16 protein-coding genes are annotated in these 17,780 nt (G+C 42.5%); 3 read left to right on the top strand and 13 right to left on the bottom strand.

Features of this window, described 5'->3' with window-relative positions; translation table 11 throughout:
- Nucleotides 1–63: 63 nt before the first annotated feature.
- The 8 genes from VN447_RS18595 to VN447_RS18560 all read right to left on the bottom strand — a co-directional run bounded on the left by VN447_RS18595 (nucleotide 64) and on the right by VN447_RS18560 (nucleotide 11,506).
- Nucleotides 64–1,956, bottom strand: coding sequence for a sigma 54-interacting transcriptional regulator (locus VN447_RS18595; protein ID WP_325527076.1), 1,893 nt, complete (start codon nucleotides 1,954–1,956; stop codon nucleotides 64–66).
- Between the two features lie 199 nt (nucleotides 1,957–2,155).
- Nucleotides 2,156–5,227, bottom strand: coding sequence for an efflux RND transporter permease subunit (locus VN447_RS18590; RefSeq protein WP_325527074.1), 3,072 nt, complete (start codon nucleotides 5,225–5,227; stop codon nucleotides 2,156–2,158).
- A gap of 15 nt (nucleotides 5,228–5,242) precedes the next feature.
- Nucleotides 5,243–6,340 (bottom strand): efflux RND transporter periplasmic adaptor subunit, encoded by a 1,098-nt coding sequence (locus VN447_RS18585; RefSeq protein WP_325527072.1) that lies wholly within the window; start codon nucleotides 6,338–6,340, stop codon nucleotides 5,243–5,245.
- A gap of 92 nt (nucleotides 6,341–6,432) precedes the next feature.
- The gene (locus tag VN447_RS18580; protein ID WP_325527070.1) at nucleotides 6,433–7,014 is read right to left on the bottom strand and encodes a TetR/AcrR family transcriptional regulator; all 582 of its coding nucleotides are present in this window, start codon (nucleotides 7,012–7,014) and stop codon (nucleotides 6,433–6,435) included.
- A 338-nt stretch (nucleotides 7,015–7,352) separates the two neighbouring features.
- Complete coding sequence (locus tag VN447_RS18575; RefSeq protein WP_325527068.1) at nucleotides 7,353–8,174, bottom strand: ABC transporter ATP-binding protein; 822 nt, start codon at nucleotides 8,172–8,174, stop codon at nucleotides 7,353–7,355.
- Nucleotides 8,175–8,196: 22 nt separating this feature from the next.
- Nucleotides 8,197–9,168: an aliphatic sulfonate ABC transporter substrate-binding protein gene (locus VN447_RS18570; RefSeq protein ID WP_325527066.1), complete on the bottom strand. Its 972-nt coding sequence runs from the start codon at nucleotides 9,166–9,168 to the stop codon at nucleotides 8,197–8,199.
- A gap of 85 nt (nucleotides 9,169–9,253) precedes the next feature.
- Nucleotides 9,254–10,060, bottom strand: coding sequence for an ABC transporter permease subunit (locus VN447_RS18565; RefSeq protein ID WP_325527064.1), 807 nt, complete (start codon nucleotides 10,058–10,060; stop codon nucleotides 9,254–9,256).
- A gap of 57 nt (nucleotides 10,061–10,117) precedes the next feature.
- The gene (locus VN447_RS18560; RefSeq protein ID WP_325527062.1) at nucleotides 10,118–11,506 is read right to left on the bottom strand and encodes an aspartate aminotransferase family protein; all 1,389 of its coding nucleotides are present in this window, start codon (nucleotides 11,504–11,506) and stop codon (nucleotides 10,118–10,120) included.
- A 549-nt stretch (nucleotides 11,507–12,055) separates the two neighbouring features.
- On the opposite strand from VN447_RS18560, the gene VN447_RS18555 reads away from it, so the two are divergent.
- Both VN447_RS18555 and VN447_RS18550 read left to right on the top strand, forming a co-directional pair.
- Nucleotides 12,056–12,760 carry a GntR family transcriptional regulator gene (locus tag VN447_RS18555; protein WP_325527060.1) on the top strand — a complete coding sequence of 235 codons (705 nt, stop codon included), beginning with the start codon at nucleotides 12,056–12,058 and terminating at the stop codon, nucleotides 12,758–12,760.
- 161 nt (nucleotides 12,761–12,921) lie between these two features.
- Nucleotides 12,922–13,527, top strand: coding sequence for a nitroreductase family protein (locus tag VN447_RS18550; protein ID WP_325527058.1), 606 nt, complete (start codon nucleotides 12,922–12,924; stop codon nucleotides 13,525–13,527).
- A 105-nt stretch (nucleotides 13,528–13,632) separates the two neighbouring features.
- On the opposite strand, the gene VN447_RS18545 is transcribed toward VN447_RS18550, so the two are convergent.
- The 5 genes from VN447_RS18545 to VN447_RS18525 all read right to left on the bottom strand — a co-directional run bounded on the left by VN447_RS18545 (nucleotide 13,633) and on the right by VN447_RS18525 (nucleotide 17,188).
- A complete protein-coding gene (locus tag VN447_RS18545; protein WP_325527056.1) occupies nucleotides 13,633–14,244 on the bottom strand; it encodes a GyrI-like domain-containing protein in 612 nt (203 codons plus the stop codon).
- 173 nt (nucleotides 14,245–14,417) lie between these two features.
- Nucleotides 14,418–15,203 (bottom strand): amidohydrolase family protein, encoded by a 786-nt coding sequence (locus VN447_RS18540; RefSeq protein ID WP_325527054.1) that lies wholly within the window; start codon nucleotides 15,201–15,203, stop codon nucleotides 14,418–14,420.
- 51 nt (nucleotides 15,204–15,254) lie between these two features.
- Nucleotides 15,255–15,602, bottom strand: coding sequence for a MerR family transcriptional regulator (locus tag VN447_RS18535; RefSeq protein ID WP_325527052.1), 348 nt, complete (start codon nucleotides 15,600–15,602; stop codon nucleotides 15,255–15,257).
- A gap of 302 nt (nucleotides 15,603–15,904) precedes the next feature.
- Nucleotides 15,905–16,408 (bottom strand): ferritin family protein, encoded by a 504-nt coding sequence (locus tag VN447_RS18530; RefSeq protein WP_325527050.1) that lies wholly within the window; start codon nucleotides 16,406–16,408, stop codon nucleotides 15,905–15,907.
- Between the two features lie 399 nt (nucleotides 16,409–16,807).
- Entirely contained in the window at nucleotides 16,808–17,188 is a 381-nt protein-coding gene (locus VN447_RS18525) for a helix-turn-helix domain-containing protein (protein WP_325527048.1), read from the bottom strand.
- 119 nt (nucleotides 17,189–17,307) lie between these two features.
- On the opposite strand from VN447_RS18525, the gene VN447_RS18520 reads away from it, so the two are divergent.
- Nucleotides 17,308–17,703 carry a pyridoxamine 5'-phosphate oxidase family protein gene (locus VN447_RS18520; RefSeq protein WP_325527046.1) on the top strand — a complete coding sequence of 132 codons (396 nt, stop codon included), beginning with the start codon at nucleotides 17,308–17,310 and terminating at the stop codon, nucleotides 17,701–17,703.
- The last annotated feature ends 77 nt before the right edge of the window (nucleotides 17,704–17,780 follow it).

The following is a 17,780-nucleotide window of genomic DNA, read 5'->3' as shown; positions in this document are numbered from 1 at the left end:
AAAACTAACCATTAGCTTTTCACGTCTTCAAGAAACAAAACGTTGCAAACGCAGCATTTTGTTTCACCCGCTTGTTTCATTCCATTTTTTCCAGTCACGAAGTTTTCTCCATAAAGTGGTTCTGCTAATGCCCATCCTTTTGGCCGCCTGAGTATAGTTGTATTTTTCCTCAAACAGAATTTGTTCAATTTTATTTTTTTCTAGAGCACCTGGTGTATCTTTACCTGCAAAATCATTTGTCACATGTCCGCAGCTTGCCAACTCCCGCCTAACCATCGTCTCCTCAATAACTGGACCATCAGTAAGCAACTTTACCCTTTCAATAACGTTTTCCAATTCGCGAATATTTCCCCGCCAATATTGCTTCTGTAGCAACTTAACAGCATTCTCAGTAATACCTACTATGTTGTTACAGGGCGACTTCTCCAGAAAACTCTGGATTAACTCAGGAATATCTTCGAGCCGCTCCCTGAGCGGTGGAATATGCAGCCGGAGAACATCTAGCCGATAGTACAGATCAGCCCGAAACTTTTTATCGTCAACTAAGGACACCATATCTTGGTTGGTAGCAGCCAGTACCCGCACATTTACCGGTATGATACCGTCAGCACCTAACCTCATTACTTCCTTTTCTTGCAAAACGCGCAGCAGCCTTGCCTGCAACGCCAAAGGCATCTCGCCAATCTCATCCAAAAAAATGGTACCCCCGTGCGCTAACTCGAACAACCCGGACTTACCACCTCTTTTGGCCCCAGTAAAAGCTCCTTCATCATAGCCAAAAAGCTCACTCTCCAATAAACTTTCCGGCAGCGCCGCACAATTTATTGCCACAAATGGTCCTGTTTTCCGTTTACTTGAGTTATGAATACTCTGCGCAACCCGTTCCTTGCCGGTTCCGGATTCACCAGTTATCAGCACGGTAGCATCATTGCCTGAGTACTGCCGCACACGTTCCTTAATAACTTTCATTTGCGGGGAAGAAGCAATCAAATGTTCCAGGTGAAACTTAGCCTTGAGTCCATTTTTATTTAATTTTTGACGGACAATCTGCTCAAAATACTGCAGTTGAGTCACATCCTGCACATTGGCTACAGCTCCGACTATATCTTCGCCAAGTTTAATTGGAATTCGCTTTATCGCAAAAATCCGTTCATTTACACTCTGTACGCTTTCCCTTTCATACTTATAGCCAGTCAGACAATCCCGCAAACGATCGTCCGGGATAATGTCTCCAATCGGCCTGCCAATAACGTCGGAGCTTTGCATTTTATACATTCGTTCTAAAGCCGGGTTAAAAATCGTAACCTGCTCATTTTTATCTATGGCAATGATTCCATCTGCCGAGGCATCTATGATTATCCGAAACAGCTCTGCCTTTTCTCTCTCTCGCAGACGCACATGAGCAAGATTGATTGCATCAATAATCGCTTTACTGACAGCCTCTGCTGAGGATTCAATCAGTACAACCTTTAACCCCCTTTCGATAAGAAGCTGAGCCGATAACGCATCGCCCATAAACGTGCTAATACCTTCACGACAGGCGGTTTCAATCACTGTTTCGTCAAACATCTCGTTTTCTACGAGGATCTCACGGATCGGTGTGCCAATCAGTTCCCCTAGCTTTTCACACTCAAACAAAAAGCGCCGCATAAATACCACACCCACCGTACCCGAAACATCACCAATGCTTTTCAAAGCCCGAAGAATATCAAAGGCTGTAACCTGAATCTCTACTACCGGAACATCCACATGCTTTGCAATCAGCGAAGCAGTTGCACCGCGGCTGACAATTACATCTGTACCTCTTGCTACAGCCTGATATGCTTGTTCTAACCCAGCCTCCAAAAGGCCAGGTATTATCTCTATCTCTCCCTCCCAATCAAAGTCTCGTTTGGCCAGCACCTCTTTGGCGGTATCAACAATGTTGGTCATAGGAGCAATAATAGTAATCTTCATAAATCCACCTCAATTTGACTCCAGTTAGTTGAGAGATCCTAAATTATATAGAACTAAATTTGTTGTAGTGCAATTTACTTTTATATTCATTATACTGGCGTATAGCATTAGCGGAAAGGACTACTATCAAATATTACTTAAAAACGCAGACTGACACCGTTTAAAATACGATGCCAGTCTGCGTTAACTTGTTATACTGCTATTGCGCCTTGCGGAAGACTGCTTTTAAGCTTAATTTGCCGTTCTGTAAATCGTCAAACAGCGTATATACAACAGGTACGACCACCAAAGTGAGGATTGTTGAAGTGATCAGGCCGCCAATGATCGCATGGGCCATCGGCGCACGGGCTTCAGCACCCGGTCCGATTCCTAAGGCTAACGGAATCATCCCAACAATCATGGCTGCTGTTGTCATAATGATTGGCCGCATCCGCTGAACCGCTGCTTCTACCAGCGCCTGATTGCGCTCTATACCTGCGGCGCGGCGCTGTTTGGCGAAATCGATGAGCAAGATGGCATTCTTGGTTACCAGACCCATGAGCATAATGATACCAATCAGGGACATTATACTTAGGTCACTGCCCATAACCAATAGGCCAACAATCGCACCGATTATAGCAAGCGGTAATGCCAGCATAATCGCAAAAGGATCAATATAGCTTTCAAACTGAGCTGCCAATACAAAGAAGATAAACAGTACCGCCATAGCCAGTGCCATAATCATGCCTTTGAAGGCATCATTCATTGACTGGGTTTGACCGGTTGTCACAAATTTATAGCCTTCCGGCATTTGCAAGTTGGCAACCCGTTTATTAAACTCTTTGTTAAAGTCGCCCAGTGTAGTACCACTTAGATTAGCCGAGATCGTAATCTGTTGCTGATTGTCATAACGTTTAATTTGGGCCGGGCTTGTTGCGTATACGGTGTCAGTTACCTGTGACAGCGGAACCATCACAGCTTGCCCATTGGCGCGGGCAGTACTGGACAGGTATACCTTATTGACATCAGCTAAACTGCGGCGAGCTTCAGGATCTAAGATTACCCTGACATCATAGGCATCATCAGCTTCTTTAAAGTCGGTCACAACTTTACCGTTAAACATTGCCTGGAGCGTATCAGCAATGCTGGCCGCTGAAATACCAAGGTCAGACGCCCGGTCCCGATTAACTACAATCTGAGCATCAGGGTTGCCGGATTCATAACTGGATGTTACCTCAACAGTTCCCGGTACACTGGCAACGATTTGTTGCACCTGTTCGGAAATATCGGCTAACGTCTCCAGCGATTGCCCTTGTATTACAAGTGATACCGGCTTACCGCTTGACATTCCTGATTTTTTAGACACGCTGATCTCAGCACCGGGAATCTCCCTGAATTTTTGCCGGAGATCTTCAATAATCGCAGTGTCACTAATAGTACGCTCATTTTTCGCTGAAAGCTGTGCCATGATATTAATGTTATTCGCCTTTGTTACACTATACGTCATTTTGGCCTCAGGTATTTCCCGAATCGTTTGTGACATAGTATCAGCCATTTCGCTCACCGCCTGTACGCTCAGACCGGGGTCAACAACAGCAGTTACCGTTATTTCCCCATTATCGGCATCAGGTACAAAGGTGGAACCTAATAGCGGCAGGAGCGCCAGGCTGCCTATGAATAACACGACTGCCGCAAACAGGATTTTACGGCGGTGGCCTAACGCCAGACGTAAAAATTCACCGTATTTTGTTGTTAATCTGTCAAACCAGTTGTTCCATTTAAGCCATACCTGCCCTAATCTTGTGGACCCTTTAATCTCAGAATGATCCAGATATTTTGCTGATAACATCGGGGTTAATGTGAAGGCAACAAACAGTGAAACCAATACGCTGGCCGCCACGGTTATGCCGAACTCTTTAAAGAATTGACCGACAATCCCGTTCATCATGCCAACAGGCACGAAAACAGCTACCAGGGTAAACGTAGTTGCCATAACAGCAAGACCAATCTCAGCGGTCCCATCAAGAGCAGCCGTTACCTTATCTTTTCCCATCTCCAGATGGCGCACAATGTTCTCTATAACAACAATCGCATCGTCAATCAACAGGCCAACAGCCAGTGATAAAGCTAAAAGCGACATTGTGTTCAGGGTAAAGCCCAGTACCTTCATCGCTAAAAAGGAAGCAATGACGGAAACTGGAATAGCAATACCGGCAATAATCGTGGTTCGCCAATTGCCCAGGAACAAAAAGACGATCGCAACTGCCAAAACACCACCAACAATCAGATTGAATTGAACATCCTGCACTGATTCATGAATGGTTATAGAGTTGTCGCGGACCACTACCAGATCAACGCCTGGCGGCAGTTCCTTATTAATGCTTGCCAACTGTTTTTTCACGTTCTCTACAACCTTAACCGTATTGCTGCCTGATTGTTTCATGATCTCCAAGCCAAGCGCCGGCTTGCCGTCCAGCTTGGTAATCGAACCGACATCGGCAGTGGTGTCTTTAATTGTCGCTATATTTCTCACATAAAGCTGAACCCCATCGCGTTGACCAACAGGTATATTAAGAAACTGACTGGTCGATGTAATACTTCCCACTGCCCGCAAATCGGTTTCCCGTTGGCCGTCAGTTACTTTACCGCCAGGAGAATCAATGTTCTCATTACGCAGGCCATTGATTACTTCCGGTACGGTCAGGCCATAGGCTGCCATCTGGTTACTATCCAGACGAATTTGGATTTCCCGTTCCAGGCCCCCCTGAACGGTAACTGAAGCTACCCCGTTTATTGCTTTTAGCCGCTTAGTCAGTGTATCTTCAGCAAGCACCGTCAACTCCCGCTGATTGAGATCCCCAGTCAAAGCAATCGTCATAATTGGAGTATCATCAGGGTCAAAACGGATAACTGTAGGTGCTTTCGCATCTTGTGGCAGCAGCGCCTGGAGACTGCCTATTTTATCACGGACGTCCTGGGCAGCAGTGTCCGCATTGGTTTCCATGGTAAATTGAATAACTGTTGTTGACAAGCCTTCGCTTGCCGTTGAGGTGACATGCTCAACACCGGACACCACATTAACAGCTTCTTCCACCTTTTGCGTCACCTTGGTTTCGACTTGTTCCGGCGATGCGCCAGGATACTGCACAGTAACTGCGACGACTGGAATTTCAATGCTGGGGTATTGATCCACATTTAAGGACATATAACTAACCAAGCCTAAAACTACCAGCGCCAAAATTATTACTGTTGAAAATACCGGACGCTTAATACTAATCTCAGTAAGTTTCATGACCTCTCCCCTACTCTATTGCGTTACTTTCACAGCATCTCCGTCTTTAATGCGGTTGACGCTGCTCGTAATTACCTGTTCTCCCGGCTGTACACCGGCTTTAACAGCAATTGTATTACTGCTGATATCACCGATCTCAATCTGACGGCGAACAGCCTTGTCGTTTTCAACAATGAAAACATAATATAAACCTTGTTTTTGCACAACTGCCGCTTGCGGTACAGTAAGAACCTTAGCACTATCGCCTGTCGTCAGTTGTATGTTGGCAAACATGCCTGGTTTTAACTCGCCACCGGTATTATCCACTTTAATCTTAGTGCGGAACATCCGGCTTGCAGCTCCCGCTTCCGGATTCATAACCTCGACCACACCAGGAAATATTTTGCCGGCATAGGCATCAACAGTTACATTGGCCTTTTGTCCAATTTTAATGCGCCCTAAATCTTTTTGCTCTACATTGATTACAGCATATACCTGATTGATATCCTGCACCACCATCAATGCCGCCCCTGGAGAGACAACCTGGCCGATAGTAGCCGTCTTATTAGCAATAACACCATCAACCGGCGAGCTTATTACGCCATAGCTATACTGCTGCTGCGCACTGCTTTGGTTAGATGCAGCGCTTGATAAATCAGCCTCAGCAGTTTTCAGTTTGGCCCTGGCATTATCTAGCTGCTGTTCGGAGACAGCCCCTTTATCATACAGCATCTGATAACGATTAAAATCGTTCAGTGCCAATTCATAACCAACCTGGGCTTTTCTCACGGCATCACCGGCCTGACGGGCAGAGTTTGCCAGTTCAACCGACTCCATCTTCACCAGTGGATCGCCTGCTTTGACCTGCTGCCCCTCTTGAACAAGAACCTGTTCAATTCGTCCTGAGATTTTAGCACTCACTGTGGCTGACGTTTGTCCTTCCAGAGTACCGTTTAAGGTCAGGCTGGGTATTATATCCATATATTCGGCCTGCGCAGTTTTTACACTTAGTGCACTCTCAGCCGCATTTGTTTGCTGTTTAGTGCCTGCAAATACGCCAGTACGTACAACCAGCGTGATTCCCACTAACAATATCAGGGGAACTATCCAGTGTTTAACTTTCGATCTTTTCATTTCAGACAATTCCTCCATTTTACTTAGAAATATTTAACATACCTACCAGTCGGTATGTTAAATCTAAAAATATTAGCGCCTTGCTGCCTGCGCTAAGTATTCATCAATGCCCACATATTATCCATCATTCGCTTACGCATCTCTGGGTACCGGAAATGACTTCCCAATGATTTTTGGCCATTGACCATTGCCATAATATTAGCCGCCAAGGCATAACTATCGAGATTGCTCTTTAGTTCTCCTTTTTCGACAGCTGCCTGAATTCGTTTGGCAAAAGCCTCACAGATCAAAACTTGGCTTTGTTGAACTTTCTCCTGGATATCAGGAAACAGGAGCATCATCTCAATCATAAAATGCATATGATCAACACTACACTCGCGTTCTAACCCAAAAAGCTCTTTGGAGTACCGCTCAAAGGCATCATCAACCATTAATGAATGCAAAACCTCCTGAATACTATATTTGTCACTTAGTAAGTCAGTATATTTTGCTTCAAACCGTTGAAAGAAGAAATTAAGCGCCGTGCGCAGCAATTCATCCTTGCTGGAGAAATAATGATAGATCCCGCCTTTGGTAATGCCAAGCTCATTAGCAACATCAATCAGCGAAACAGATTTGTAGCCACGCCGTAAAAACAGGCCTAACGCTGCAATGATAATACTTTCTTTAGCCATCTTATCGTCGCCTTTCACAAAGTATGCACATTTACATACCTACCAGTCGGTATGTTTTTATTATCTCGTAAAACTGCCCTACTGTCAATAGCCGTCTATCAGAAATGAGTAATAGCCACCGCACTCATATGCCCCTGTACTTCTAGACCGTGCCGCTCTGTGTATCAGGTTTATTGTTGCAAAATTGGATTGGGCGGTGCCCTGACCGCCCTGCAATTATGGGATCCGTTTTATTTTTAGTTCCCTAGCACCGATGGAAAATGCAGAAGTAGAAAAAGCCCATTACTCAACGATGCAGCAGCTCGCTTAGGGTGCTCTGCAATCTAAACATAAAGTATTTATATATTGTAACTGAATTCCTGCTTGTTAATTAATTCAAGAATTTCCTCGCGCGCCTTTAAAAACTGAGCCGTATAACGAACTCGATTAGAATTCTCTCCGGAAATTGCATAAGTGAAAGTCGTTTTAAATTCCTTAACGATTCTCCCCGGTCGCTTAGACATCACCAACACCCTGGTTCCCAGCGATAACGCTTCGTCTACATCATGGGTAATAAATAGAATCGTGCATTTAGATTCCCACCATATGTTGCGCAACAAACTCTGCATCTGCTCGCGGGTCAGAGCATCCAGTGCCCCAAACGGTTCATCCATCAATAATACACGGGGTTTATTAACCAACGCCCTGGCGATTGCGACACGCTGTTTCATTCCTCCGGACAATTCATACGGCTTATTGTTGCTAAATTCCAGTAAACCCACTTTTTTCAGATATTCCTCAGTAAGTTTTTGGCTCTCACTTTCCGGTATTTTGCGCATTTTTAGCCCAAACTTGACATTTTCTTGGGTATTCAACCATGGATAAAGGGGGGGCTGCTGAAAAACAACCCCGCGGTGCCAATCGGCTCCCTTTATCTTTTCACCATCCATAACGGCATTGCCGGCAGATGGGGAAATAAAGCCTGCGATAATCTTTAACAAGGTGCTTTTACCGCAGCCGGAAGGCCCCAGCAAGCAGACAAATTCGCCTTCATGTAACCTAAGGTTAATGTTTTCCAATGCATTTGCGCCATTGTCCGAGTTATAGGTCAAAGACACATCTTCCAAGGCTAAAACAGTATCTGTCTGTTCATCAGCCCACCCTGGTTCAGCTAGTACCATACTGCAAGCCTCCCAATTAACCTTATTTTAAAGCATTCTCAATATATTTTGGATTAATTGCTTTCTCAAAAGCATCCAGTGCCGGTGCATTCTCAATTGCCTTTTGCTCAACCAGGAAATCTGCTGTGGCTTTTAAGACTTTTGCCAAATTGCCTTTATTTGTGCTCGATCCAAAGTACTTATCCGTAACTTCTTCCTTTGCAGACAGCCATATTAATTCTTTTGTTTGTTTTAAAGCCTCGGCTTTATCAATGTTCAGTCCTTTAGCTAGTGCTTCAGCAGCTTCATCAGGATTACTTTTGTAGAGGTCATATGCTTTTTGCTGTACCTTGATATACTTTGTAACGATGTCAGGATATTTTTGGGCGAATTCTTTGCTAACAACACCAACATCGGCTGTAACTATGCCTTTTTCTGCTAATTTACCACTATCGGTAATTACCTTCCCATCTGCCAGCAGTTTCCCCAAAACTGGGTTCCAAACATAAGCAGCATCAATATCACCTCTTTGCCAAGCCGCAAAGATATCAGGGGGTTGCATATCAAGAATTTTGACTTCAGCAAGATTTACACCCTCTAATTTCAGAGCATTTAACAAACTATAATGAGCAGTAGAGCTAAACGGAACTGCTACTTTTTTGCCTTTTAAATCCTTAACTGAATTGATGTTTGCGGTGTTTTTTACTGCCAGGGATTCAGCGGCACCAATAACATCATGAATCCAGAAAACCTCATAACCAAGCCCCTTAGATATTCCGACAGAAGCAGGTGTACTACCCATTAAACCAATATCAATACTGTTTGAAGCAAACGCGTTATTTACATCCCGGCCTGAATCAAATTTTTTAAAATTAACTTTTACTCCCAACTCACTTTCATAAAAGCCCTTAACTTTGGCCACGATTTCATCATTAGGGATATCTTGAAAGGCAATATTCACTACTTCCGGTTTCTTGGGACTGCTGACCTCAGCACTCTTGCCGCAGCCGGTCAACTGCAGTACCACAGCCATAATTAGCCCGCCTATCAACAATAGCCTTTTAAATTTCTTACTCATAAATAACCTCTCCCTTTTCTATTTATTCTTTGCCTTTCCAAGGTACGACCTTACTTTCAACAACCCTTATTATCCCGTCAATAATAATGCCTGTAATGCCCATAATAAAAATGCCGAGAAAAATAATATCGCTTCTTAGAAATTTACTGGCATCAAGTACCATCCAGCCTATACCGGTCACTGCTGCAACCATTTCGGCTGCAACCAAGGTTGTATAGGCAACACCAATTGCCGTTCTTACACCAACAAACATATCTGGCAAGCATGCCGGAAAAATCACATGGAAGAAAACCTGCCTGCTATTTGCCCCTAGTGTGTAAGCACCGTCGATATAGTCATTTTTTATTTTTCTTACACCAGACACACACGAAATATAGACAGGAGCAAATCCTGCTAAGTATAACAGTGCTATCTTAGATGAGTTCTCAATCCCCATCCACAACACCAACAGCGTGTAATACGCTAAAGGCGGCAGCGGCCGATAAAATTCAATCAGCGGGTCAACAATAGCGCGTATCTTGGAATTGTAACCGCTGATCAGCCCCAAAGGAATCGCAGTAATTATCACCAGGAGAAATGAACCTATCAGGCGTATCATGCTATCTCCAAGGTGTGTAAGCAGGCTATTTTCTTTGTAACCATCTTTAGCAATTTCGAAAAAGCTTTTAATAACCTTGTGTGGAGAAGGAACTAGAATGTCTGAAACAAGTTTTAACTCGGTAACTATAAACCACAGTAATACTAGAACAACTACAGTGCTGAGCGTTAATAGCCGTTCTACGGTAATTTGCTTCTTGGTAGAATGAAAAACACTCACAACCCTGGCCATGTCATTCCTCCTTTCCCAGCGTAACTTCCATGTACCCTCACCCCCTCTGTAATAGAACTAAACACGCTGTTTTCCCAGCGCCACCCGAAATGCAGCGACAATTTTGTCAATCCCCGCTTTGTTCACAATAAGCGGCGGGGCGGTATACAAAACATTATTAAGATCAGGAACACTACGCACCATCCTACCGATAATAACGCCTTCAGTTTTGGCGTCAGCTACTATCTGGGCTAGAAATTTTTCATTAAGCGGCCTTTTAGATTTTTTGTCTTCCACCAATTCAACGCCTACTAATAACCCTTTACCTCTAACCTCGCCGACAATCGGGAACTCTTCCAATTCTTTCAGGCTTTCCATTAAATATGTACCCATCGCAGCGCTGTTTTCCGCCAGGCCTTCTTCCTCAATTATCTTGATATTCTCCAATGCCGCAGCCGAGCAGCCCGCGCAGCCACCAAATGTGCTGATATCCCGGAAATAACCGGTTTTATCTTCTGCTTCGACCAGGAATTGGTCAAATATACTTTTCCTCGCAACTGTGGCGGATATCGGCATATAACCGCTCGCTAATCCTTTAGCCATGGTAATTATATCCGGATCAGCGCCATAGTGCTGATGTCCAAACATCAAGCCGGTTCTGCCAAAACCGGTAACCACCTCATCCATAATCAACAACACTTCATAACGGCGGCATATCTCCTGTAGAACCGGATAATACTCAGCAACCGGCGGAATAATTCCGCCGCCGGCCGTAACCGGCTCCACGATAACAGCGGCAACACTGTCTTCCCCTTCTTTTTGTATCACAGTTTCAAGAGCGCGGGCACACTCAATATTACACCCGGGGTAACTCTTGCCAAACTGACACCGGTAACAAAGAGCGTGCGGGATTTCAACAAAGCCTTCCGGCAATGGGCCAAACTTTGCTTTTCGTTCCGTCTGTCCGCTGCTGGCTAGCGCAGCTAATGTAGTACCATGATAATCCCGGTTGCGATAAATAATCTTATACTTGTCCTTATTGGGATATTTTTCGCGAAAATATTGTCTGGCTATTTTAAAAGATTTCTCGTTAGCTTCTGAACCGCTATTGGAAATATACACTTTGGGCAGTTTGGGCAATAACGAAGCCAGCTTTTGCGCCAGCAAAATATAAGGAGGCGTTGCCATCGAACCGGCGTAATAAGGCAATCGCTTCAATTGCTCGCATACAGCGTTGACTATAGAGTCCCTGCCATAGCCGACATTTACAGCCCAAACCCCGCCGGATAAACCGTCAACATATTCCTTACCATGGGCATCTTTAACGATAAAACCATGCCCCTCGACCATAATCGGTGGATCTTGTTTCTCAAACAGTTTATGGTTTGTAAGATGCAGCCACAAATGCTCACGGTGAAGCCCTACCAATTCATCAGCACCTAGTCCGCCGGCCACTTTTTTGCTCATAATAAAACCTCCCATATATTAACCTCAATAATTTCTAAACAATGAATTACGCATTTCCCCTGTGCAGTCAGCTACTATATTCAGGAAATTCGTACTTGCTAGCCTGTTTATCGTATGGTCATCATGATGTACGGACAACATTAAATGAAATCTTACTACTTTTACAAAAATATTGTTATTATCAATTTTTTTGGTTATAGCTTTTTGAATAAAATAAAAAGGCTAAGGATCACACCCCACACAGGAATGTTGACCTTAGCCTTCAGTTTTTCTGATCAGCTTGCTCGCAACCGAGTTATATATTTTATATCATACAAAGCTCCATGTTGTCAACAGCTTAACTATGTGTACACTTAGCTAATTTTACTGATAAGATACATTAAATTTCAAAATATAAAAAGTAAATAAACTAGGTTGTCCGAACATCCGTATAATGGTATAATTAACCGGTGAATTGATTAACTATAGTTAAACGCTTTTTACCGAAAACAATAATTTTGTTCCACATAAGGAAGGATGTACTGGGCTGTGTTAGATAGGAAGAATTCTATGCCGTTACATTTGCAAGTACGAAATTTTTTGCGTAACGAAATTTTAAAGGGTACATTTACTGAGAAGATTCCAGCAGAGTATGATCTTATGGATAGATTTGCCGTAAGCCGCGCCACAATACGCCGGGCCATCCGGACTTTAATCGAGGAAGGTGTCCTGGAATCACGCCAAGGCCTAGGGACATTTGTCGCTGTTAGACCGATCGAGGAATGGCTGGGTAACTTAAGCACTTTCTTTGAAATTGTTGACGAAATGGGAATGAACCCTAACATTAAGGTGCTAAGTCAGGGAATCGTTGCGGCTCCGCAGGATGCAGCCAAGATTTTCGGGGTGGAAGAAGTGTATGAAACAATCAGGCTGCGCTTAGCCAATGATACTCCGGTTGTTCTAGAAACACAATATTATCCGTTAGATATCGGACGAAAGTTAGCCGAATTTGATTTAAATAATGTTTCAACTTACGACATATTAGAAACTAAACTTGGCGTAAGCCTCTGGGAAGCCAAGCAAACAATTGCATCTATAATACCAGCAGACGAAGAGAAAAAACTACTGGGCTTGACCGCTGAACCCTGTTGTGCACTTTTGTCTAAGCGCTTGGTCACTGATCATGATGGCAATCCTTTAGAATATGAAAAAAGTATCTATCGGGGAGACATGTACGCCTTTCGTATTAATTTGACGCGCAGGCGAAAAGTGTAGTCCAATTAGTATTCTAAATAATAATCCTAAACCGGCTGATCAGAAACACTGAAGGTCGGAGAGCTACATTGCTTTCCGATCTTTTTGTTTTTTTAATAACCACTGGGACAGAGTTGTCTAAATTACAACTAATTATAAAAAAAATAGGAGAGGTGTTTATTATGGAGCTAAGCGCTGCCATCGAAAACAGAAGAAGTATCAGGAAATTCAAGCCGGATCAGGTGCCTGACGATCATATCAAAGCAATATTGGAGGCGGCAAGACTAGCCCCTTCTGGATCAAATCTTCAGCCCTCACGTTATGTGGTAATTAAGAGCCAGGAAGCTAAGGCCAAACTAGCGGAACATACTCTACCTTTTGTAACTAAAGCACCTGTGATCATTGTATGTTGTACAGACTCCCAGGTTTGGTCAACGGCACCCGAAAGATGGACAGAATTAAAAGGCTCAGGAGCATTCAACGATAACCCTCTCGATGTAGAGAAAATTCTTGAATATAAAAAAAAGAATCCTCTTGATAAAGAAACTGCCAAAGCTTATTCATGGCTTAATGCGGCCATTGCTATTGATCATATGACACTAAAAGCATTTGATTTAGGACTGGGTAGTTGTTGGATTGGCATTCTTGATCGTGAGAAGACTAAAGAAATACTTGAGCTAGACGACAGATATGATGTGGTTGCCCTATTGCCAATTGGCTATCCTGATCAGAATCCAGCGCCAAGACCACGATTGACATTGAATGAAATATTGCTAAGAGAACTATAAGTCTTCCCAATAATCTTCCTATGCTCTCCCACGCATCCATCCAATCGAATATAATGGTCTCTACCCGCTAAGGTTGAGGCCATTATATTCGATTCTCCTCTTATCTCATTTAATTGGCTGTCTAATGATAGTTTTCCATTTTTCCGGCTTACCTCGTCTAGTGTCACTAAGGTAAATTTCATGGTGTTTGCCATTTATTTGATACTTATTATCAGAAATAAATGAATGCAGTTTCTCAACGGTTGGTCCTTCCTCTGAAAAAGGTCCAACATGCAAAACCTGGGCGACTATCCCTTCATCATAAGTACCAAAGCTAACTTTATCAATAGCAGCTAATCTTTTTTCCCGACTTACTTTTTCTACCGCTTCACAAAAGATTTCCCGATTAATATGGGATGGTTGCATAATCATCAGCTTCCATTTCCAGCTATCTTTATTTTCCATACTGAAATTCTCCATATCGTCACACCACCAAAGCCCTTCTAAAGGCATTACCCCATAGTCAATATTTACTGATTTTTTTATCATGAATTTCAAGGTGTAAGCAACGCTAAACAGCGCTTCTACGGCATTCTGAAATTCAATCGAGCTATTCGGATTGCCACTTCCGTCAATCATCAAAAAATTCATTGCTGGAACGGTCGTTACAGAACACGCTTTGGCAGATGCCGCATATAATTCTTTTAACTCTTTCTTGTAATCAACCTTATTCCCCATAGTATCACGTCCTTTCTATGCTGAATATCCATAACCTTTTTTAAATTATTCCCATACAACCACAAAAACACCTGCCAAATCCAACAGGATTGACAGGTGTTTATCCATTTTCTCTGTTACCAATGTTTCGGGTTTCCATAACATTAGTAACGGAGAAGGTAAGGCGATACTGTTCATATCTGTAAAAGCCTAGCTATATTTCCACCTAAGACCTGCTCTAAAACATGTTGGTCTTTTACTAGCTGCTCTATAATTGTTCTTGCTGTTAACGGCAAACTGTAGGGAGCATCTGAGCTAAAAAAGGTCCTCTCAGGATATTCTTTGATTGCATAAGCGGGAGCTATCGTGGTGAAAGTTGCTGATAAGTCTAAATACGTGTTTGGTATCTCCCTAATTGCTTTCAATGTATCTAGCCAGTACATCCCGCCAAGGTGTCCTATTATCGTTGGAACCGTAGGATACCGCTTGGCTAAAGCGAATAATTCCTTAATATCTTCAAGGTTTAACGGGATAAAGGTATGCACCCACAAAGGCAAATTTCCAATTTCACGGGAAGCGCAAAACAATGCTTCAAGTTGAGATACCTTTCCTGAACCCGGTGTTAATTCCCCTATCCCCCGAAAATCATTAGCTATAATGTATTTCTCTATCCAGGCTAGATTTTCATTGTAAGATAAGCCAAATGGAATAGAGCCAAAGCCGATATACTTTCCAGGGTTTTCCTCAATTACTTTGGCAAGTTCCTCAATGGCACGGATTCTTTCATTCAGCGGATTTTTTACTCCGTTCAGAATATCGTACAATTTATTCAGTTCTGCTTCGAATGTTTGCATATTGCTGGCTGTTTCGGGATGAATAGTGGAAGTAAAAAGAATAGTCCGGTCAATCTTAGCCTCTGACATCAATTGTATTTGCCGCTGCGGCGGAAGCATAACATGAGCATGACCATCAATGATCATACTGAACCCCTCCTCATTACCTTCTTTATTGCACCTGCCAGGTATTACTATTTATTCAATCTCATTAATTCTCTCCTGTAGCCGCAATTGGATAGTACGTAATATTTCCAGTTGTTTATTTACTTCGTCTAATTTAACTCTATACAGCTTATAAGCTTCCTTGCATAATGGCCGCTCATTTAGTGATGAGGTCGGACAATCAATGATTTGTGCAATATTATCAGTCGTAAGCCCTAAACTGAGATACAGTTGAATTGTTTTAACTTTTGCAATTGCGTTATCATCATAGTCTCGATAACCATTTTCCAACCGTCTGGCATGCATTAACCCCTTCGATTCGTAATGTCTTATCGACCGTATACTTGCACCTGTTTTACGCGATAACTCTCTAATTAACAATTCGATCTCCTTTCTGACGTCTATGATTCCATTATAAAGTATGACATCTATGTTATAGTCAAGTACATTTATGGATAAATCAATTAAGCAAGCCTCAACCCCATAAACGCAAGGCTTGAGGCCAGCTGCAACCGTAATGGAGTAACTCCTGCCAAATTGATACTAATTAGGCAGGAGTTTGTCATCTGCCGATGCAGTTTCAATGATACATTGCTCGTATCGAGTCATTTCAAGAACATTGCTGCACAGCATACAGAAAAGCGAACATCTGTAATTCACAGATGTTCGCTCTTTGACTTTAATTAATAGTTCTCTTCTTTAAGATTAAATTCTGCCGATTCGACCCAGTCATTGACATGATTTAGCATTTCAATTATACGCTCAAGCACAGTCACATGATTTTCTTCTTCAGTCATAAGCTTATCACAGATTAATCTTTGCTCCTGTGTTTCTGCGGTTTCTTTTAGTTTTTTATAAAGCTCCACACTTTCGTGCTCTTTTGCTAATGCCCCCCTGTATACATCCATTTGTTCGTGTTTTAGCTTAGCAATAGCTTCTTCGTTTTTTGTAAAAAACTCTTTATTAATAGAAAAAACGTTTTGTACTTTAGAAAAAGAAAGGTTAGCATCGATATCGTTCAGAGATTTGTTTTTGGCTGCCAGTATGATGTTATAGTGAGATTGCTCATCTTCGGCCAGACCTACTAAAACTGTTTTTAGATCGTCATACTGTACTTTTTCAGCAAGTTCCCTATAGTATTTTTCACCGTCTAATTCCATTTTTAATGCGAAATCAAAAATATCCATGATTAACCTCCTATATTCTTTATTGTCTCTTCTGTAACCTTACACGCAATTTACGCTATTTCCTGCATTGCCGATAAAATAATTACCAAAACAAGCCTAACTCAGTGATTTATGCCGCTGAGTTAGGCTTATAATTATTTTCTAACAGCTTATTGACTTAAAGTAAACTCTACAATGTGGAATTTCCAATTGGCTGAGACAGTAGTCTCTGAAATTTACCGGCACTCATCCGCTCAACCTCAAGGTTGCCGGGCTCCACAAACCAGCGAATTGATCCCCATTCGAAAAGCTGAGTTTTCCCGAGTTGATTCCCGCTATCTCCGGTCCCCTCCCCAAATAATTCTTCTGTATGTAATAACGAATTTATGCGCATTTTATAGCATAGCAAGAGAAATAATCCTATGCTTCAGGTAAAACCTCATTTTTCGAACAGGAACTCATTTTGGAGGCAGTTGTCATTTGCTTCACACCCCACTTGGCTAATTCATCTAGTGCGGGTAATAGATTAGTACCGGCTTCTGTAAGAGCGTATTCGACACGGGGTGGTATCTCAATATATTGGACACGAACAATCAGCCCGTTGGTTTCCAACTCTTTTAAGGATTGGGACAACATCATATTCGTTATGCCGCAAACATTTCTTTTCAGCTCACTATACCGGAGCACCTTGTTTTGGCTAAGTGCCCATATGATTGGCAGATGCCATTTTCCCCCGATAATGTTGAGGGCATATACTACCGGACAGGCACATATTTCTTTAGGTTTCATTTTATTATTCATAACTTGTTCTCCATACTCATAAAATACTGACCAAGAAAGAAAAAACTGCATACTTGTTTTTTTATGCCTTTATCGTATAATCGTATCATAAAAATACACAAAGTAAAGGAGTAATTGCCATGGAAGAAGTTCTTACGTTTTTGACTGAAAACCCCGTTTTTTATCTTGCCACCGTCGACGGTGATATCCCCAAAGTACGCCCTTTCGGATTTGTGATGAATTTCGAAGGTAAGCTGCATTTTGGCACTAGCAATCAGAAGAATGTTTACAAGCAACTCAAAGCCAACCCCAATTTCGAGGTAAGTACAACTTCGAAAACCGGTGAATGGTTACGATTAAAAGGTAAAGCTGTTTTCAACACAAGCAAGCAAACTAAGCAGGCTGCACTCACTACTATGCCTATGCTTGCCAACATGTACAGTGAAGATGATTCGATTTTTGAGTTGTTTTATATTGAAAATGGAGAGGCAACCTTCCATGATATGAAGGGCACCTCCAAAACAATCAGACTATAACAATTATTGAACCATGATGTTGTAAAAACTCATCAAAAGGCGCAGGCTGCATGGATAATTCCCTACAGCCTGCGCCT

The organism is Sporomusa sp. (assembly GCF_035561155.1).
In the GTDB taxonomy this organism is placed as follows: Bacteria; Bacillota; Negativicutes; order Sporomusales; family Sporomusaceae; genus Sporomusa.
The sequence above is the reverse complement of the archived record's forward strand: the minus strand, read 5'-3'. Positions and strand labels throughout refer to the sequence as shown.